The organism is Pseudotabrizicola sp. 4114, from assembly GCF_031457365.1.
In the GTDB taxonomy this organism is placed as follows: Bacteria; Pseudomonadota; Alphaproteobacteria; order Rhodobacterales; family Rhodobacteraceae; genus Pseudotabrizicola.
This window is the reverse complement of sequence record NZ_JAVDWP010000004.1, coordinates 183,925-203,286: the sequence shown is the minus strand read 5'-3', so window position 1 is coordinate 203,286 and position 19,362 is coordinate 183,925. Positions and strand designations below refer to the sequence as shown.

General features: G+C 64.4%; 16 protein-coding genes. 10 read left to right on the top strand and 6 right to left on the bottom strand.

The features are described 5' to 3' along the window. The first annotated feature begins 12 nt into the window (after positions 1–12). The 5 genes from J2X53_RS11135 (at position 13) to J2X53_RS11115 (ending at position 5,891) form a co-directional block, all read left to right on the top strand. Positions 13–1,107 carry an anhydro-N-acetylmuramic acid kinase gene (locus tag J2X53_RS11135; protein ID WP_349037561.1) on the top strand — a complete coding sequence of 365 codons (1,095 nt, stop codon included), beginning with the start codon at positions 13–15 and terminating at the stop codon, positions 1,105–1,107. A 157-nt stretch (positions 1,108–1,264) separates the two neighbouring features. Continuing rightward, positions 1,265–3,235 (top strand): heme lyase CcmF/NrfE family subunit, encoded by a 1,971-nt coding sequence (locus J2X53_RS11130; RefSeq protein WP_349037560.1) that lies wholly within the window; start codon positions 1,265–1,267, stop codon positions 3,233–3,235. 5 nt (positions 3,236–3,240) lie between these two features. Further along, positions 3,241–3,699: a cytochrome c-type biogenesis protein gene (locus J2X53_RS11125; protein WP_349037559.1), complete on the top strand. Its 459-nt coding sequence runs from the start codon at positions 3,241–3,243 to the stop codon at positions 3,697–3,699. A 96-nt stretch (positions 3,700–3,795) separates the two neighbouring features. Then, positions 3,796–4,572 carry an enoyl-CoA hydratase-related protein gene (locus tag J2X53_RS11120; protein ID WP_349037558.1) on the top strand — a complete coding sequence of 259 codons (777 nt, stop codon included), beginning with the start codon at positions 3,796–3,798 and terminating at the stop codon, positions 4,570–4,572. 71 nt (positions 4,573–4,643) lie between these two features. Next, positions 4,644–5,891, top strand: a complete 1,248-nt coding sequence (locus J2X53_RS11115; protein WP_349037557.1) for a cyclopropane-fatty-acyl-phospholipid synthase family protein — start codon at positions 4,644–4,646, stop codon at positions 5,889–5,891. On the opposite strand, the gene ilvN is transcribed toward J2X53_RS11115, so the two are convergent. The 6 genes from ilvN to J2X53_RS11085 form a co-directional block, all read right to left on the bottom strand. Then, entirely contained in the window at positions 5,877–6,437 is a 561-nt protein-coding gene (ilvN, locus tag J2X53_RS11110) for an acetolactate synthase small subunit (RefSeq protein WP_118152832.1), read from the bottom strand. The genes J2X53_RS11115 and ilvN overlap by 15 nt on opposite strands. A gap of 103 nt (positions 6,438–6,540) precedes the next feature. Then, positions 6,541–8,301: an acetolactate synthase 3 large subunit gene (locus J2X53_RS11105; RefSeq protein WP_349037556.1), complete on the bottom strand. Its 1,761-nt coding sequence runs from the start codon at positions 8,299–8,301 to the stop codon at positions 6,541–6,543. 403 nt (positions 8,302–8,704) lie between these two features. Beyond that, positions 8,705–9,619 (bottom strand): calcium/sodium antiporter, encoded by a 915-nt coding sequence (locus J2X53_RS11100; protein WP_349037555.1) that lies wholly within the window; start codon positions 9,617–9,619, stop codon positions 8,705–8,707. Between the two features lie 111 nt (positions 9,620–9,730). After that, complete coding sequence (locus J2X53_RS11095) at positions 9,731–10,456, bottom strand: aminoglycoside phosphotransferase family protein (RefSeq protein WP_349037554.1); 726 nt, start codon at positions 10,454–10,456, stop codon at positions 9,731–9,733. An 8-nt stretch (positions 10,457–10,464) separates the two neighbouring features. Beyond that, positions 10,465–11,148, bottom strand: a complete 684-nt coding sequence (locus tag J2X53_RS11090) for a response regulator transcription factor (protein WP_349037553.1) — start codon at positions 11,146–11,148, stop codon at positions 10,465–10,467. Continuing rightward, positions 11,145–12,548, bottom strand: a complete 1,404-nt coding sequence (locus J2X53_RS11085) for a cache domain-containing protein (protein WP_349037552.1) — start codon at positions 12,546–12,548, stop codon at positions 11,145–11,147. The genes J2X53_RS11090 and J2X53_RS11085 overlap by 4 nt, the downstream gene beginning before the upstream one ends. Positions 12,549–12,800: 252 nt before the next feature. On the opposite strand from J2X53_RS11085, the gene J2X53_RS11080 reads away from it, so the two are divergent. The 5 genes from J2X53_RS11080 (at position 12,801) to J2X53_RS11060 (ending at position 19,286) form a co-directional block, all read left to right on the top strand. Then, complete coding sequence (locus J2X53_RS11080; protein ID WP_349037551.1) at positions 12,801–13,886, top strand: TRAP transporter substrate-binding protein; 1,086 nt, start codon at positions 12,801–12,803, stop codon at positions 13,884–13,886. A 204-nt stretch (positions 13,887–14,090) separates the two neighbouring features. Continuing rightward, positions 14,091–14,969 (top strand): TRAP transporter small permease subunit, encoded by an 879-nt coding sequence (locus tag J2X53_RS11075; protein ID WP_349037854.1) that lies wholly within the window; start codon positions 14,091–14,093, stop codon positions 14,967–14,969. A 15-nt stretch (positions 14,970–14,984) separates the two neighbouring features. Continuing rightward, positions 14,985–17,336: a TRAP transporter large permease subunit gene (locus J2X53_RS11070; RefSeq protein WP_349037550.1), complete on the top strand. Its 2,352-nt coding sequence runs from the start codon at positions 14,985–14,987 to the stop codon at positions 17,334–17,336. Positions 17,337–17,451: 115 nt separating this feature from the next. Then, the gene (locus J2X53_RS11065; RefSeq protein ID WP_349037549.1) at positions 17,452–18,237 is read left to right on the top strand and encodes a ThuA domain-containing protein; all 786 of its coding nucleotides are present in this window, start codon (positions 17,452–17,454) and stop codon (positions 18,235–18,237) included. Next, complete coding sequence (locus J2X53_RS11060) at positions 18,234–19,286, top strand: Gfo/Idh/MocA family oxidoreductase (protein WP_349037548.1); 1,053 nt, start codon at positions 18,234–18,236, stop codon at positions 19,284–19,286. The genes J2X53_RS11065 and J2X53_RS11060 overlap by 4 nt, the downstream gene beginning before the upstream one ends. Positions 19,287–19,362 lie beyond the last annotated feature (76 nt).

Here is a 19,362-nt window from a genome sequence, read left to right as displayed (position 1 = left end):
GCGCAAGGGAAGATGCGAGGTTCGGGGCCGGTCTGGGCGTTGGGAGCGATGTCGGGCACCTCGCTGGACGGGGTGGATGCGGCGATGGTGCTGACCGATGGCCATGGTATCAGCGAATTTGGCCCCGATGCCTACCGCGCCTATACCGGAGAGGAACGCGCGGTGATCCGCGCCGCCTTTGGCCGCTGGCAGGGCGATCCGGGCGTGGCCGAGGCGGCGGAAGTGGTGGAAAGCGCCCATGCCGCGGTGCTGTCGCGGTTTTCCGGCGCAGAGGTGGTGGGGTTTCATGGCCAGACCCTTGCGCATGATCCGCGCGGGCAGGGCACGCATCAGGCCGGCAACGGCGCGCTGCTGGCCGGGGTGCTGGGCGTGCCTGTCGTGTGGGACTTCCGGTCAAACGATGTGCAGATGGGCGGGCAGGGCGCGCCGCTTGCGCCGTTCTTTCACCACGCCTGCGCCCGCTTTGCCGGGCTTGAGGTGCCTGTGGCGTTTCTGAACCTGGGCGGCGTGGGGAACCTGACATGGGTTGATCCGGGCGTTGACCGGCCAGAGCTGCCGGGCGCGCTGATGGCGTTTGACACCGGCCCCGCCAATGCGCCGCTGAATGATCTGATGCTGGCGCGGCTGGGGCAGGCTCAGGATGCGGGCGGGCAGCTGGCGGCGTCCGGCACGGTGGATGAAGGCGTGGTGGCGGCGTTTCTGGCCCATCCCTATTTCTTCAAGATGCCGCCAAAGTCATTGGACCGGAACGATTTTCCAAACCTGTTGCCTGCCGTTTCCCATCTGTCGGATGCTGATGCCGCCGCAACCCTGACCGCCTGTGCCGCCGCTGCTGTGGCGCGTGGGGCAGAGCATTTTCCAAAACCTGTCGCCCGGGTTCTGGTCTGTGGCGGCGGGCGGCACAATGCGGCGCTGATGGCCGCGTTGTCCGCGCGCATGGGCCTGAGCGTCGAGCCGGTAGAGGCCATCGGTCTGAACGGTGACATGCTGGAGGCGCAGGCCTTTGCCTATCTTGCGGTGCGGGTGATGCGTGGGTTGCCGACCTCGGCCCCGGCGACCACCGGGGTTCCGGCGGCGGTCGGGGGCGGGCGGATCAGCCGTCCGTAGCGCTCGCTCTTAGCGTGCGCTGCGCCCTTCTGGCTTGGGTTTTCGCGAGTTTTCCCGGCCAAACCGCCCGCGCAAGCGTGACCGCGACACGGGCGCGCATCCCATGGCGTGTGACGGGGTTTGGGCTTAAGGTGATCTGAACGCGTGGGGGTTTCGCATGATCGTTGAATTTGGTCACTTTGCCTTGGTTCTGGCGCTGGCGGTTGCGGTGGTGCAGATGCTGGTGCCGATGTGGGGCGCCTACCGGCGCAATGCCGCGCTGATGGCGGTGGCGGAACCGGCGGCGATGATCCAGTTCGTGCTGGTCGCGGCCAGTTTTGCCGCGCTGACCTATGCCTTTGTCACATCAGACTTTTCTCTGGTTCTGGTGGTGCAGAATTCGCATACCCTGAAGCCGATGCTCTACAAGATTTCAGGCGTCTGGGGCAACCATGAGGGGTCATTGCTGCTTTGGGCGCTGATATTGGCGCTGTTCGGGGCCTGTGCGGCATGGTTTGGCGGCAATCTGCCGCCGACGCTCAAGGCGAGGGTGATCGCGGTGCAGGGCTCGATTGGCGTCGCGTTTCTGGCGTTCATGCTGTTCACCTCGAACCCGTTTCTGCGGCTGGCGGTGCCACCGCTCGACGGGCAGGACCTGAACCCGCTGCTGCAAGACCCCGGCCTCGCGTTCCACCCGCCGTTTCTGTATCTGGGCTATGTGGGCCTCAGCATGGCGTTTTCCTTTGCCGTGGCCGCCCTGATCGAAGGGCGGGTCGATGCGGCCTGGGGGCGCTGGGTGCGGCCCTGGACGCTTGCGGCGTGGATATTCCTGACCATCGGCATCGCTCTGGGCTCGTGGTGGGCCTATTATGAGCTTGGTTGGGGCGGGTTCTGGTTCTGGGACCCGGTGGAGAATGCGTCGTTCATGCCGTGGCTGCTGGCGGCGGCCTTGCTGCATTCGGCGATCGTGGTGGAAAAGCGCGAAAGCCTGAAGGCCTGGACCATTCTGCTGGCGATCATGGCCTTTGGCTTTTCGCTGATCGGCACGTTCATCGTGCGGTCCGGGGTGATCACTTCGGTGCATTCCTTTGCCAATGACCCGGAGCGCGGGGTGTTTATTCTGATGATCCTCGGGGTGTTCATGGGCGGTGCCTTGACGCTGTTTGCGTTCCGCGCAGGCAGCATGGAGGCCAAGGGGTTGTTTGCCATGGTCAGCCGCGAGTCTGCGCTGGTGGCCAACAATCTGTTGCTGTCGGTCGCGGCGTTCGTGGTGTTCATCGGCACGATCTGGCCGCTGCTGGCCGAGCTGTTCTTTGACCGCAAGCTGAGCGTGGGGGAGCCGTTTTTCAACGCGGCCTTTTCGCCCTTTGCCGTGGGGCTTGCGGTGATCCTGCCCATCGGCGCGATGATGCCGTGGAAGCGCGGCGAGCTGGTGCGCGGGATGCGGCCCTTGATCCCGGCGATGCTGCTGGCGTTCTCGGTCGGCGCGCTGGTCTGGGCGATGCAGACCGGGCGCACGGCGCTGGGGCCGGTGGGTGTGGCGCTTGGCATCTGGGTGGTGCTGGGTGCTGCCATTGATCTGTGGAGCCGGACCGGGCGCGGGCCGGTGGCGGGCCGGATCGCCCGGCTGGCGCGTTTGCCGCGTGCCGATTGGGGCAAGGTGACGGCGCATGCCGGCATGGGCATCACGGTGTTTGCCGTCTGCGCCATGCTGGCGTGGAAGACCGAAGACATCCGCATCGTGCAAGAGGGTGCCAGCTTTCCGCTGGGGCCGTATGAGGTGACCTTGGCCTCGGTCGAAGAAGTGCAGGGGCCGAATTACCTGAGCACCCAAGCCACGATGGTGGTGCGCCGGAATGGCGCGCTGGTGGCGACGCTGACCCCGGAAAAGCGGTTCTATCCGGTGCAGGCGATGCCGACGACCGAAGCCGCGATTGATTACGGGTTCCTGCGCGACATCTATCTGGTGATCGGCGATCCGCAGGCGAATGGCGGCTATGCGGTGCGGTCGTACATCGAGCCCTTTGCCAACTGGCTGTGGGGCGGCTGTCTGATCATGGCCTTTGGCGGCTTCCTGAGCCTGACCGACCGGCGCTACCGGGTAGCCGCGGGGGCGAGCCGCCGCACCGCTGCGGTTCCGGCGGAGTGACGGGCATGACGCGGTTCCTGCTGGTTCTGATGATGGTCCTTGCCCCGCTGTCGCCGGCCTTTGCGGTGCAGCCCGGTGAGGTGCTGGCCGATCCGGGGCTGGAGGCGCGGGCGCGCGCGATCAGCCGCGATCTGCGCTGCCCGGTGTGTCAGGGCGAGTCGATTGACGATTCCAATGCGCCGATCAGCCGCGATCTGCGGCTGGTGGTGCGCGAGCGGATCATGGCGGGCGATACCGATGCGCAGGTGATTGACTTTGTGGTCAGCCGCTATGGCGAATTCGTGCTGTTCAACCCGAAGCCCGAGGGCGCGAACCTGATCCTGTGGCTGGCCGGGCCGGGGGTCTTGCTGCTGGGCGGGCTGGGGGCATTCCTCTATATCCGCAGGCGCGGTCAGGCGGCGGCCCCGGTCGAGGCGCTGACAGCCGACGAACAGGCGCGGCTGCGCGAGTTGATGAAGAAGTAACTCCGGGATCACGTGACGCCCGCAAGTGACGCGGCGTTTGGCCTTTTCTTGGGCGCCGCTGCGGGTAGTCTCACGCTCAAACACTCAGGGGGTCATATGGATTATCAGACGATCAGCGTCACCGAAGACGGCGGCATCACCACCATTTCCCTGAACCGGCCCGAGGTGATGAATGCGCTGTCCAGCCAGATGCGGGCGGAGCTGCTGGATGCCATGCGCCATGGGGCCAGATCGGCGCGGGTGATCGTGCTGACCGGAACCGGGCGGGCGTTCTGCTCGGGTCAGGATCTGGGCGACCGGGCAAAGATCGCCGAGATTGATCTGGAGCGCACCCTGCGCGACGAATACGAACCGCTGCTGCGCGCCATCATGGATTGCCCGGTGCCGACCATTGCCGCCGTGAATGGCGCGGCGGCAGGGGCCGGGGCCAATCTGGCGCTGGCCTGTGATGTGGTGATCGCGGCGCAGAGCGCCAGTTTCATTCAGGCGTTCACCCGGATCGGGCTGATGCCGGATGCGGGCGGCACCTATTGGCTGCCGCGTCAGGTCGGCTTTGCCCGCGCCATGGGGGCGATGCTGTTTGCCGACAAGATCTCTGCACAGCAAGCGGCGGACTGGGGCATGATCTGGGAAGCAGTGCCGGATGACGGTTTTGCCACCCATATCGCCGCCCGCGCCGGGGCCTTGGCACGCGGTCCGACGGTGGCCTATCGCGGCGTGAAACAGGCGCTGCGTCAAAGCTACGCCAATGATCTGGAGGCGCAGCTGGCGCTGGAAGCGCGGCTGCAAGGCGCCTGCGGCCAGACCCGCGATTTCATGGAGGGCGTCGTGGCGTTTCTGGACAAGCGCCCGGCGGATTTCGAAGGGCGCTGAAAACGCCTTTCCATGCTTGCACAGCCTTATTACGCTGGTGTCACAGGACATAAGAATCCGGGGGCAGGCGGATGTGGATCAGGGCGTTGCAGGCTGTGCTGGAGCGGGGCATCCGTGAGGGCCGCCTGCATGTCCGGTTTCCCGATGGCAGTGCTGCCAACTATGGCGCGGGCACTGGCCCCGAAGCGCAGGTGGTGATCACCGACCCGGCCCTGCCGCGCCGTATCTTGCTCAACCCCCAGATGGCGCTGGGGGAGGGGTACATGGACGGGGGCCTGAGCTTTCCCTCCGACGATGATCTGCGGGGGTTCCTGCAGATCGCGGCGCGCTCGGCGCAAGGTGGGCGGCTGCCCTTGCCGATGCGGCTGGCGCATGGCCTGCGGGTGCGGACCAAAGGGGTGATGCAGTGGAACACGCTGCGCGTGGCCCGGCGCCGGGTGCAGCAGCACTACGATATTCCGGATGCGTTCTACGCGCTGTTTCTGGAGGATGAGCTGCAATACACCTGCGCCTATTACCGCGATGACGCGATGACGCTGGAGGCCGCGCAGGCGGCCAAGATGGCGCATATCGCGGCCAAGCTCTGCCTGCGGCCGGGGCTGCGCGTGCTCGACATCGGCTGCGGCTGGGGCGGGCTGGCGCTGTATCTGGCGCGCCAGCATGGCGTGCATGTCACCGGGATCACCCTGTCACCGGTGCAGCTTGAGGCGGCACAGGCCCGTGCCGCTGTGATGGGGCTGAGCGACCGCGTCGCGTTCCGATTGCAGGATTACCGCGATGTGCCCGACCGCTTTGACCGGGTGGTAAGCGTGGGCATGATGGAGCATGTCGGCGTGCCGCAGTATCAGGCCTATTTCGACAAGATCCACGGGGTGCTGGCCGAAGATGGCGTCGGGCTGATCCATTTCATCGGGCGGCATACGCCGCCGCGCGTGCTGTCGCCGTGGTTTCAGAAATACATCTTTCCGGGCGGCTATTCGCCGGCGTTGTCGGAAGTGATCCCACGGGTGGAACGTGCCGGACTGGTGGTTGCCGATCTGGAGGTCTGGCGGGGGCATTACGAACGCACGCTGCGCGATTGGCAGCAGCGTTTCCGCGCGAATGAGCCGCGTGTGCGCGCCATGTTCGATGACCGTTTTATCCGGATGTGGTGGTATTACCTGATCGCCGCCGAGGTCAGCTTTACCGACATGGGCATGGTGCTGTTCCAGATGCAGATCGCGCGCCGCGCCGATGCGGTGCCGCGGGTGCGGGACTATCTTCATCCCGCACCGCTCAATCATCGTGGCCAGTCAGACCCCGCTTCAGACCCCGCGTGACAGCGCTGCCACCCCGGTGCGGGCAATCTCGCGCAGGCCCAGCGGGCGCATCAGCTCGGCAAAGCTGTCGATCTTTTCCGGTGTGCCGGTCATCTCGAACACGAAAGACTCCAGCGTCGAATCCACCACATGGGCGCGGAAGATCTCGGCCAGCCGCAAGGCCTCGATCCGGTGCTCGCCGCGTCCCACCACCTTGAACAGCGCCAGTTCGCGCTGCACCGAGGGGCCTTCTTCGGTCAGGTCATGCACTTCGTGTACCGGAACGATCCGGGCCAGCTGCGCCTTGATCTGCGCGATGATCTGCGGCGTGCCCCGGGTCACGATGGTGATGCGCGAGCGGTGGCCGGTGTGGTCGACCTCGGCCACGGTCAGGCTGTCTATGTTGTAGCCGCGCCCCGAGAACAGCCCGATCACGCGGGCCAGAACCCCGGCCTCGTTGTCGACGATCACGGCCAGGGTATGGGCTTCGATCACCTCGGCATAGGGGTCGCGCAGGTCATAGGCGGAATGGCTGGTCGAGCCTTGTTTGATATTGAGCGGCGACATGGGCCTGCCCTTTCATCTTGGCAAAAATACTCTGGGGGTCCGGGGGCAAAGCCCCCGGGGGTTCAGCAAAAGATCACGCGACAGGGCGTCGCACGGCGGGTCATCACACCAGCACGGCGCCCTTGGCTCCGATCACGCCCTGCGTGTCGGCGTCGCCGAGCAGCATCTCGTTATGCGGTTTGCCTGACGGGATCATCGGGAAGCAGTTTTCGTGCTTTTCCACCAGACAGTCAAAGATCACCGGGCCGTCATAGCGGATCATCTCCATGATGGCGTCGTCCAGATCCTTGGGGTCGCTGACCTTGATGCCCTTGCAGCCAAAGGCTTCGGCCAGTTTCACAAAGTCGGGCAGCGATTCCGACCAGCTTTGCGAATAGCGTTCGCCGTGCAGCAGCTCCTGCCACTGGCGCACCATGCCAAGGCGTTCGTTGTTCAGGATGAACTGCTTGACCGGCGCGCGGAACTGCATGGCGGTGCCCATTTCCTGCATGTTCATCAGCCAGCTGGCCTCACCGGCGACGTTGATCACCAGCGCCTCGGGATGGGCGATCTGCACGCCGATCGAGGCGGGCAGGCCGTAGCCCATGGTGCCGAGGCCGCCCGAGGTCATCCAGCGGTTCGGGGCTTCAAAGCCAAGGAACTGCGCGGCCCACATCTGATGCTGGCCGACCTCGGTGGTGATGTAGCGGTCCATGCCCTTGGTCAGGGCCTCCAGCCGTTCCAGCGCGTATTGCGGTTTGATGATGGCGGTCGAGTTGGTATAGGTCAGGCATTTCACGGCCCGCCATTCGTTGATCTGCTTCCACCATTTCGCCAGACCGTCCTTGTTGACCTTGCGGCCCCGCGATTTCCAGATCCGCAGCAGGTCTTCGAGCACATGGCCGACATCGCCCAGGATCGGCACATCGACACGGATGACCTTGTTGATGCTGGAGGCGTCGATGTCGATATGCGCCTTGCGCGAGTTCGGCGAGAAATCCTTGATCCGGCCGGTGATGCGGTCGTCAAAGCGCGCGCCGATGTTGATCATCAGATCGCAGCCATGCATCGCCAGATTGGCCTCGTACAGACCGTGCATGCCCAGCATGCCCAGCCAGTTCTTGCCAGATGCCGGATAGGCGCCCAGACCCATCAGGGTCGAGGTGACCGGAAAGCCGGTGGCTTCGGCCAGTTCGCGCAAGAGCTGGCTGGCGGCGGGGCCGGAGTTGATCACGCCGCCCCCCGTATAAAGGATCGGGCGTTCGGCGGTTTCGATCATTTCCACCAGACGGGTGATCTGGTCGATGTCGCCTTTCAGCTTTGGCTGGTAATGGCTGACCTTGATCTTTTCCTTCACCACATAGTCCGAGGTGGCGAACTGCACATCCTTGGGGATATCCACCAGCACCGGGCCGGGGCGACCGGAGCGCGACACGTGGAACGCCTGATGGATGGTGGCGGCCAGATTGGCGGTGTCTTTCACCAGCCAGTTCATCTTGGTGCAGGGGCGGGTGATGCCGACGGTATCGGCCTCCTGAAAGCCGTCGGTGCCGATCATGAAGGTGGGCACCTGACCCGACAGGACCACGATCGGGATCGAGTCCATCAGCGCGTCAACCAGACCGGTCACCGCATTGGTGGCCCCGGGACCAGAGGTCACCAGCGCCACGCCGACCTTGCCGGTCGAGCGCGCATAGCCTTCGGCCATATGGACCGCGCCCTGTTCGTGGCGCACCAGAATGTGGCGGATGTCGTTTTGCTGAAAGATCTCGTCATAGATCGGAAGGACCGCGCCGCCGGGGTAGCCAAAGACCACATCCACGCCCTGATCTTTCAGTGCCTGCACCACCATCCGGGCGCCGGTCATCGTCTGCGTTCCCGTCATCGACTGTGTCCCCGTCTGTGTCATCGTCCGTCTCTCCGCCTGTGCCAGTCTGGCCTGATCTGTCGCAACAAAAAGCCCCCGGGGTTTCCGGGGGCGCATGGGAACCTGTTATGGTCAACCGTTACCGGCCCATGCGCCAAAAACCCCCAAGTACGAGAATATGCAGCATCGCCGCCCCCTCAAAGCCTTACGTTGGGCAAACTATGGCGGCGGATTGGGGGCGTCAACCGCAAAAAACAGAATAAAGTGTCCCTGATGGCGGCTATTTTTGATTTTTTATTGCGTTTGCGTGTCTGCGGGCGACATTTATGGAAAATTCCGCACTGCTTGCTGCTGTGGCCCGTGGTGAGTCGCGCCTCATACCCGCCGGTGAGCGTCAGCGGCGGGTATGGGCGCAGGTGCATCAGGCCATCATCAGCCCGACATATCCGGCATAGACTGCCAGCAAGGCCACGCCTGCAAGACGCGGGATGCCCTTGAGCAGCACCGCGAACAGCACCAGCAAGACGGCGGTTCCGGCGACCCATGGCATATCGACGCTGGCAAAACGCGGGTCGGCGGGGATCGGAGTGATCAGGGCGGTGATGCCGAGGATCGACAGAATGTTGAAGATGTTCGAGCCGATCACGTTGCCGACCGCGATTTCGGTCTGCTTGCGAAAGGCCGCAATCACCGATGTTGCCAGCTCTGGCAGGCTGGTGCCGACGGCGACAACGGTGAGGGCGATCACCGCTTCGGACACGCCGAACGACTGCGCGATGATCGTGGCGCTGTCCACCAGAAGGCGCGCGCCGATGACCAGCACGACCAACCCGCCAAGGGTTTGCGCAATCGAGATTGGCATCTTTGCCGGGGGTGCGGCGTCAAGATCTGGTTCCTCCTTGCCCAGCGTGAAGGCCATGACCATGAAGATCGCGAGGCCGATCAGCAGGATTACCCCGTCCGTGCGGGAAATCACCCCATCAAGCAGCATGACCCAGAGTGCTGCGGTGGCCACGATCATGATGCCCAGATCGCGCCAGACCTTTCGCAAGGGGATCATCAGCGCTGCGATGACCGCCGAAGTGCCCAGGATCAGCAGGATATTGGCGATGTTGGAGCCGAGAACATTGCCGATGGCAATGGCGGGCTGACCGGCGAGGGCGGCCTGAACCGAGACCAGCAGTTCGGGGGCCGAGGTGCCGAAGCCCACGATGGTCAGGCCGATCACCATGGGCGACAGGTTGAAGTGGCGGGCGATGTTCGATGCGCCGCGCACCAAGTACTCGCCGCCCAGAAAAAGGGCGACGAGCCCGATGCAGAACAGAATATAGGTCAAGATGGCTTCCCCGTTGGTGGCTGTTGGCCTGTGGTTCGGTATGGCCATGACTTTGGTGCGCGCGGCTGAAATGCAAGGGGCGCGGGGAAAGTTCGCTTTGGGCGTCGGGTTTTATCGGCCGGTGTTGCCGCCAAGGCTGAACCGGACCAGCAGATTTCGGGCGTGATCCGGTTCGGAGTGCCAGCATGAGGCGATTTCCAGCGCCAGATGGGCGCGGTTGATTTCGGGCGGTTGGGGGGCGGCATGGATCAGGTCCAGCGCGGGCAGATCAACGCGGGATTCATCCCAGTCGATCAGGCAGGGGCCATGGTCGGTCAGGATCACATTGGCCGGGCCAAAGTCACCGTGGATCGGTTGGGCGGGGCTGTCCGCGACGGCGGCCCATGCATTGCGCAGCGGTGGCAGGATATCGGCGGGCAGGGTGGTGAGGTCGATGTCGCCGCTGTGGGTCCGGGTTATGAGTTCGGGCAGGCTGCAAAAGCCGGGGCGCTGGGGCAGGCCCGGGCAGGCGGCGTGAAAGGCGCGGAGGCGCGGGACTAGGGCGGCCATGTCAGGGGCTTGGGCCGCGCGACCCTGAACCCATGGCTCGATGGTCCAGCCGTGATGCGAAAGCTGGCCGGAGGGGCTTTGCTGCAGGGTGGGGACAAGGAAGCCTGCGGTGCGGGCGGCGGTGTGTAGGGGCGCGAGCCAGTGCAATTGCGCCTCAGTCCGGCGGGTAGATTTGGCGACGACCGGGCCATCTGGCCCGTCGCAAAGCCAGACGGTATTGCGATGGCCGCCGGTGAGGCGCCGTCTGGGGTGCAGGCCAAGGGCTGCGGGTGGGGCAGGCTCGGGCATTGCTCTGGCTACCTGCCCTGTCCGGTGCCCTGCAACACGCCATGTTCCATCGCATAACGGGTTAGGCCGGCGGTGGAGGCGATACCGAGCTTACGCTTGATGTTCTTGCGGTGGGTTTCGACCGTGCGCACCGATATATCCAGCGCGATCGCCACCTCTTTGTTGGACCGGCCCTGCGCCAGTTCCAGCAGGATGGTCTGCTCGCGGCTGGTCAAGGGTTCGCGCGCGTCATTGGCAAGCGGTTTGAGGCTTTCGCTGGCGCCGGTGCACAGATAGCGGCGACCCTGCATCACGGTGTCGATGGCGAGTTTCACCTCTTCGGTCGGCACGTCCTTGAGCAGGTAGCCCATCGCGCCATGGCTGAGCGCGGTGGAGATGTATTCGGGGCTGTCGTGCATCGACAGGATCAGGATCCGGGTGTCGGGGCGGCGTTCCAGAATGATTTCGGTCGCGGTCAAGCCGCTGATCTGTGGCATGTTGAGGTCAAGCAGCATCACGTCAGGGTCAAGCTCGGCCACGCGGTCAATGGCGTCGCGGCCATTGGACAGGGTGCCGACGACGTGGATATCGTCGTAGGTTTCCAGAATGGCGCGGATGCCTGCGGCCACCATCGGGTGATCATCGACGATCAGAACGCGGGTCGGGGACAGACCTGCTGTCTGAGGCAGAACAGGGTGGGTGGTCTGGGTCATCCTTGCGCCTCTGCGGTTCCGGTCGGGGGGAGCATGTGGGAGAGCGGCACCTGCGCTTCGATCAACGTGCCGGTTCGGGATGACAGGATGCGCAGGGTGCCGTCAAGCCGTTCCATCCGTTCGGCCATATTGCGCAGGCCAAGCCCGTCGCGGCGGTTGGGCGGCATGCCGTGGCCGTTGTCCTCGATTCTGACGACAGCGCCGGTCTTGGTGCCGCGCACCAGCATCTTGACGTGGGTGGCGCCGGAATGGCGTTCGATGTTGGTCAGCGCCTCTTGGGCGATGCGGTAGAGGGCGATTTTCGCCTCGGGGTCGAGCCGGTTGCGGAACGGGTTGGTGACATAATCGACGGTGATGCCGGTGCGTCGGCCGAATTCTTCGGCCAGCGATTGCAGGGCGGGGCCAAGGCCAAGGTCATCGAGCACGCCGGGGCGCAGATCGCGGCTGATGCGGCGCACCTCTTGGATCGCGCCGTTGAGGTTCTCGATGCCTTGCCCCAGGCTTTCGCCCGCGCGGGCATCATTGATGGTCAGCCGCCTGCGGGCCAGTTCCAGCGTATAGCGCACGCCGACAAGGATCTGGCTGATGCTGTCATGCAGTTCGCGGGCAACGCGGCCGCGCTCTTCTTCCTGGGTGTCAAAGATGCGCTGGGTGAGGGCCTTGAGCTTCTGGTCGGCAAGACGGCGTTCGCGCAGGTTGAGGATGAGGCCAGACAGGAACACCGCCAGCACGGCGGCGGCGGTGATGGCCCCGATATAGACAAAGGTGCGGGTGACGCGCGCCTCGGTCTCGGCGCGGGCGGTGGCAACCGAGGTCAGCACATCGTCGATGAAGACCCCGGTGCCGACCACCCACCGCCAGTCTTGCAGGCCGATGACATAGGTGATCATCCGCCCGTTGCGGCCCGAGGTGGGTCGGGGCCAGACATAGGTGTGAAACCCCGAGCCCTGCCGCGCCAGTTCGATCAGGCGGTCAACGACCGGGGTGCCTTCGCTGTCCTTGAGCCCGGCCCAGTCTTTTTCGATCAGCCAGGTCTGACGCGGGCTGACGATATTGCGGCCGTCGTAATCGTAGACAAAGAAAAAGCCGTCGCTGCCATAGGTCATCGCCGCAAGGATCTGGGCTACGCGGGTCTTGGCAATCTGATCGTCGGGCAGGGCGTTGCCATAGATCGGGCCAAAGGCGGTGCGGGCGATGGAGAGGTAGTTTTTCAGCTCGGTGCGCTTGGTGGCGATCAGCTGCGCCTCGAGCACCGCGATTTCACGCTCTGACATCTGCCGCGCCTCACGCGTGACCAGAACCGACAGGATTGCCATGGCCAGAACAAGCGGCAGCGTGGCCAACAGAAAGACCTTTTGCCCGTAGCTGAGCCTGTGTCTGCCCGTGCGGCCCGTGGCCATGCCGTTTCCCCCACCCGACGCTGCCGGGCAGAGTGCGGTCGGATGCGGTCCGGGTCAACGGGGGAGCGGGGGTGGGGGCGCGAAATCTGTGGGGCGTCGGGGGTGCGTTGCCGCTCGCAGCGCTTTTCCGCGTTTTGGAGAGCGATCTGCGTAGTTGTCGGTATTTTCGCAGAGCTTTGGTCACGATATTGTCATCAGGCCGGGATGGTGGAGGCCATCCAAGGATAAATCATAAACGGGAGGAGAGTGCTGATGGACCGTCGTTCCTTTTTGACGAAGGCTGCGCTGGGGGGCGCAACTGCTGCTGCCGCGACCACGCTGGCCGCACCGATGTATGCGCAAGGCAACCGCACGCTGACGCTGGTGACAACCTGGGGTCGCGGTCTGGCGGGGGTGCACGACTCGGCGCAGCGCTGTGCCGACATGATCACCGCGCTGACCGATGGCCAGCTGACGGTGGATCTGAAAGCGGCCGGAGAGCTGGTGGGTGCGTTCGAGGTGTTTGACGCCGTGACCTCGGGTCAGGCCGATATGTATCACGGGGCGGACTACTACTTTGTTGGCCAGCATCCGGCCTATGCGTTCTTTACCGCCGTGCCGTTTGGCATGACCGCGCAGGAGCTGGCGAACTGGTATTACCACAATGGCGGCATGGAGCTGCATGACGAGCTGGGCCAGATCTTTGGCATCAAGTCGTTCCTTGCCGGCAACACCGGCGCGCAGGGCGGCGGTTGGTTCCGCAAGGAGATCACCGGGCCGGAGGATTTTCAGGGGCTGAAGTTCCGCATGCCCGGTCTGGGCGGGCTGGCGCTGGGCAAGATGGGGGCCTCGGTGCAGAACATTCCGGGGTCGGAGGTCTATCAGGCGCTGTCGTCGGGGGCGATTGATGCAACCGAATGGATCGGGCCCTGGGCTGATGAAAAGCTGGGTCTGCAGGAGATCACCAAGATCTACTATCCCGCAGGGTTCCACGAGCCGGGCGCGGGCCTGTCGCTGGCCACCAACCGCGATGTGTTCGAAAGTCTGACCCCGGTGCAGCAGAAGATCATCGAGATCGTCTCGGGCGAGGGCCACCAGTGGAACCTGGCCCAATTCCTGACCCAGAACGGGGCGGCTTTGTCGCGGTTGCAGGCGGCGGGCGTGCGCACGATGGAATTCCCCGACACGGTCTGGGATGCGTTTGGCGCCGCAAGTCAGGCGGTGCATGACGAGAACATGGGCGATGAGATCTACAAGAAGGTCTACGACTCTGCGATGGCGTCGATGAAATCGTCGTCATCCTGGCTGAAAATCTCGGACGGCACCTACACGGCGCAGCGCGACCGCGTGCTGGGATAAGGGGCGGGCCGCTGGCGGGCCTTGGCCTGCCGGTGGTGTGTCTGTGCGACTTACCCCGGGGGGATCCTCCCCCCGGACCTCCCTGGGATATTCATGAACAGATGACAGGGGAGGTTGGTCCCGGCTCTTGGGGCTGGGAGGGTTCTGGATTGGACGGGGGGCGACGTGCTGGACGGCATTTGGTGGGTGATCGGCAATATCGGCATGGCGTTTGTCAACTTCGGGACAGCCATTGCCAATCCGGGGCTGTGGCTGAACTGGGCGGACCGGGAGGCGCTGGCCCGGTTCATCTATTACGGGGCCTCGGTCGAGTTTTTCTTTGTGGTGCTGACGCTGTTTCTGGTGCTGACCGCGATCGGGATGGCGCGCAACCGCGTGATGTGGGGCATGGTGCGCGGGCTGGAGGGGTTTGCGAACGGGATCGGGCGGTTTGTGGCCTGGTTCGGGCTGTTGATGGTGCTGCAGCAGATCGTGATCATCTTTCTGCAGCGCATTTTCCGTGTGGCGACGCTGGAGTTTGGCCCCTTTGCGCCCTTTGGCTACCCGCTGTTGCCGGGGCCGTCGTTCCTGCGTGATCTGTCGTGGTGGTCGGAAGAGCTGAAGCTTTACAATGCGATGATCGTCTGCCTGTGCATCACCTATACCTTTGTGCAGGGCGGTCATGTGCGGGTGGATCTGATCTATGCCAATGTGCGGTTCCGGACCAAGCGGGCCATCGACATGGCAGGGTGCCTTTTGTTCATGATGCCGACGGCGGTGCTGACCTGGTTGTACTCGTGGTATTTCATGTGGCGGTCGCTGGTCACGCCGAAGGTGTCGGCGAGCGACAAGCTGGAGTCGTTGCTGGCCAAGGCGCGGATTTTCAAATGGAATGTCGAGACCATCGCGTTTTCGCCCAATGGATTTGACGCTTATTACCTGTTCAAGCTGCTGATGATCGCGTTTTGCGCGCTGGTGTTCATTCATGCCTGGGCGTTCCTCTGGCGGTCGTATCTGGAGTTTGTCGAGGGGCCCGCCGCCGAGGGGCGCTATCTGGACCGGGATGCGCCGGGCAGCAGCACCCAAGACCTGCAATCACGATAAGGGGCGGATCTGAGCATGCTATTTGGTCTGGACGGGGTTGAGGTCGGCCTGATTATCATCTTCCTGTGCCTGTTTGGCGGGATCATTTCGGGGTTTCCGGTGGCCTTTGCCATCGGCGGGGCCGGGATCATCGGTTTTGGCATCATTGCGGCGCTGGATTCTGGGGGGGTGCTGATCCATCAGGCGATAGACTCCGGGTCGGAGGCGTATCGCGCGCTGCTGGCGCAGGGGGTGGCGGCGATTGACATCACCACATTCCGCTATCCCGATCTGCCACGGGTGGAGGTGTCGTTGTTTCCGGGCGGCTGGGAGGTGGCGATGGACCGCAACCTGTCGTTCATCGTCAACCGGATGAACGAGCGGGTCATTGCGGGGGCGTCGATCGAGACGCTGCTGGCGGTCTTGATGTTCGTGATGATGGGCATCGTGCTGGAGCGGTCCAAGATCGCCAATGACCTTTTGACCACGATGGCGCGGGTGTTTGGCCCGCTGCCAGGGGGACTGGCGGTTTCGGTTGTTGTCGTAGGTGCGTTTCTGGCGGCCTCGACCGGGATTGTCGGGGCGACGGTGGTTACGATGGGGCTGCTGAGCCTGCCGACCATGCTGCGCGCCGGGTACAGCCCACAGCTGGCGACCGGGGTGATTGCGGCGAGTGGGACGCTGGGGCAGATCATTCCGCCGTCGATTGTCATTGTGCTGCTGGGCACGATGGCCGGGGATCTGTACGCCTCGGGTCAGGAAGTACGGGCGCAGGCGGCGGGTTGCACCGATGCGCTGACCTATCTGGGCCGGGCGGCGGTGGTATCGGTGGGCACGCTGTTTCAGGCGGCGATTTTGCCGGGGCTGATGCTGGCGCTGCTCTATGCGGTCTATGCCTTTGGCTATGCGCTGATCAACCCGTCAAAAGCGCCGGCGATCCAGCTGACCCAAGGATCGGGCCAGATAGTGACCCGGCGTGAGGCGACGACGTGGTTTCTGATCGCGCCGGTGGCGCTGATCGGTGGATTTCTGATGCTGAGCCAGATCAACCTGATCGGCTCGCAGGACATGACGGTGGACAGCTTCAGTGCGGGTGGGCAGGGGGCGTCGCTGCGCACCAACGTGTCTGAGCCGTGCAAGGCCAGCATGATCGCCCTGCACGGGCAGGGCGCCTGGGATGCCGCGGTGGCGGAGCAGGCGGCGATTGCCGAGTCCGGCGGTGCGGTGCAGGCGCGAGCGCTGACGGCGGAGGAGCGGGCTGCGGCACGGGTCGCGCGGGAAGACAGCCGGGCCCCGATCGGGTCGGGCGTGGCGGTGCTGTTGTTGCTGGCGGCGCTGACCCTGACCACGGCGCGGGGGCTGGCCCCGATGGCGGATCATCGCCCGGTCTGGATCGGGCTGGCCGGGGTGGTGCTGGGGCTGGCGGTGGATGCTCTGATGATCGGGCCTTTGATGTCGCCGGGGATCAGCTTGCTGTGGCTGGCGGTGCCATTCGGGCTGGTGGTCTGGGCGGTCTGGGCGGGGATGCCGATGCTGACGCAGAGCGATATCGTGCGCGTGGTGTTCCCGCCGCTGGTGCTGGTGGTGGCGGTGCTGGGATCCATCCTTGGCGGGATCACCAACCCGACACCGGCTGCAGCGCTGGGGGCAGGCGGTGCCTTGTTGCTGGCGGCCTACCGCAGCCTGAAGGACAGCGAGCGCAGCCCCCGGATGATTACGGCGGCGTCGTTTGCGCTGGTGATCATGCTGCTGGTCGGGGTGAACTTTGACCTGCGGCTGGGGCTGGGGACCACCACGACCGAGCAGATCATTGCGTTCTGGGTGGCGATGGCGACCTATAGCTTTACCATGTTCGGCATTCTGTATGCCTGCTGGGTGTTGTGGCGCGGGGCGGTGCTGACCTCGGTCGTGCGCGAAACCGCCAAGATCACCAGCATGGTGTTTGCCATTCTGATCGGCAGCCAGATCCTGAATCTGGTGCTGATCAGCTTTGGCGGTGAGCATTACATCCAGAGCTTTCTGCGCAGTTTCGACAATGAGCTGACGGCGTTTCTGATCGTGATGCTGGTGCTGTTCATCCTGGGCTTTGTGCTGGATTTTCTGGAGATCATCTACATCGTGGTGCCTATTGTCGGGCCGGTGATCTATGGCGGCACGTTTGACCCGAGTTGGGTCACGATCATGATCACGGTCAATCTGCAGACCAGTTTCCTGACGCCACCGTTCGGCTTTGCGCTGTTCTATCTGCGCGGGGTGGCCCCGAAAGAGGTGACGACGCGGCACATCTATACCGGGGTGATCCCGTTTGTGCTGATCCAGATCGGGGCGCTGCTGCTGTTGTATTTCGCGCCGTGGATCGTGACCATCGTGCCCAATCTGCTGGGCTGACCCCGGTTTTCCTGCGGGCGGCGAGGCTCTGCCGCCCGGCCATCGACCCCTCTGCCAAAGCGCTTTGGTTAGTGCTATCCAGCCTGCGTTAGCGCAAGCAAGGGAGAGATTCGCGATGGCGATCCGGGTGACGGTCTGGGGTGAGAATGTTCACGAGCGGGAGAATAAGGTCGTGGCCGGGATTTACCCCAACGGCATGCACACGGCGATTGCCGATGCGCTGAACCGCGATGCGGGGATTGCGGCCTCGACCGTCACGTTGCAGGACCCGGAGCATGGGCTGACGGCGCAGAAGCTGGCCGAAACCGATGTGCTGATCTGGTGGGGGCACGCGGCGCATGGTGATGTGGCCGATGCGGTCGTGGAGCGGGTGTGCAACGCGGTCTGGTCCGGCATGGGGGCGATTTTCCTGCACTCGGCGCATTTTGCCAAACCGTTCAAACGGCTGATGGGCGCGCCCTGCAACCTGACATGGCGCGAGGCGGGCGAGCGGGAGCGGATCTGGCTGACCAGCCGTAACCACCCGATTGCTGCCGGGCTGCCGGATCATTTCGAGCTTGAGAATGAGGAAATGTATGGGGAGCCGTTTGGCGTGCCCGAACCGATGGAGACGGTGTTCGTGTCGTGGTTTCAGGGCGGCGAGGTGTTCCGCTCTGGCCTGACCTACAAGCGCGGGGCGGGGTCGGTGTTCTATTTCCGGCCGGGGCATGAGACCTATCCCACCTATCACAACCCGCATGTGCAGCGGGTGATCCTGAACGCAGTGAAATGGGCGCATAATCCAGGCCTGCGCTTGGCGGATGCGTCGGCGGCCCCAAATGTGACGGTGGATCAGGCGCTGGAGCCGATCGAGGAGCGGGGGCCACGTCTGCACCATGATGGTGAGGAGGGGTTTCGGTGACGGTCCGGCTTTTGATCCTTGGCACCGGTGGCATGGCAAACAACCATGCCGAAGGGTTCGCCCGAATTGACGGGGTGGAGCTGGTGGCGGGGGTGGATACCCGGCCCGCGCAGCTGGCGGCGTTTTGCGACAAGCACGGCATTGCCCATCGCTTTGCCTCGGTTGCCGAAGCGGTCGATTGGGGGCAGTTTGATGCGGTGACCAACGTGACCCCGGATGCGGCGCATTTCGCCACCACGACGCCGATGCTGGCGGCGGGCAAGCATGTGCTGTGCGAAAAGCCGCTGGCGACCAATGCGGCGGATGCCGAAGCGATGGCGATTGCGGCACAGGCTGCGGGCGTGGTGAACATGGTCAACCTGACCTATCGCAACGGGGCTGCCTTGCAAAAGGCGGCGGCGATGGTGGCAGAGGGCGCAATCGGCAAGATCCGGCATTTCGAGGCATCCTATCTGCAAAGCTGGCTGACCCAGCCCGCCTGGGGCGACTGGCGCGACGAGCCGCAATGGCTATGGCGGCTGTCGTCGGCGCATGGGTCAAAGGGGGTGCTGGGGGATGTGGGGATCCATATTCTCGACTTTGCCAGCTTTATCGCCGGGGAGCAGGCGGTCGATGTCTCGGCGCGGCTGGCGACCTTTGACAAGGCGCCCGAAGGCCGGATCGGCGAGTATACGCTGGATGCGAATGACTCGGTCACGATGCAGGTCCGGCTGGAGGGCGGGGCTTTGGGGGTGGTGCATGCGACGCGCTTTGCCACCGGGCACATGAACGATCTGCGGCTGCGGTTGTTTGGCGACACCGGCGGGCTGGAGGTGAGCTTTGAGAACAGCGTCAGCCGGTTGCGCGCCTGCACCGGCCCGGATCGCCTGACGGCGACCTGGCACGAGGTGGAGTGCCCGGAAACGTCGTCGGTCTATGAGCGCTTCATTGCGGCGATCCGGGGGGAGGCTCCGGCGCTTCCCGATTTTGCCCGTGGTGCGGCGCTGCAGCGTCTGCTGGACCGGGCCGAGGAAAGTGCAGGGCGCGGGGGGCTGGTGCTGCCGGTCTGATCCTTTTCTGTCGACAAATATTCCGGGGGGGCTGGCCCCCCACTTTCCGCCGGTCAGCCCCGGATGACCGCCCCGG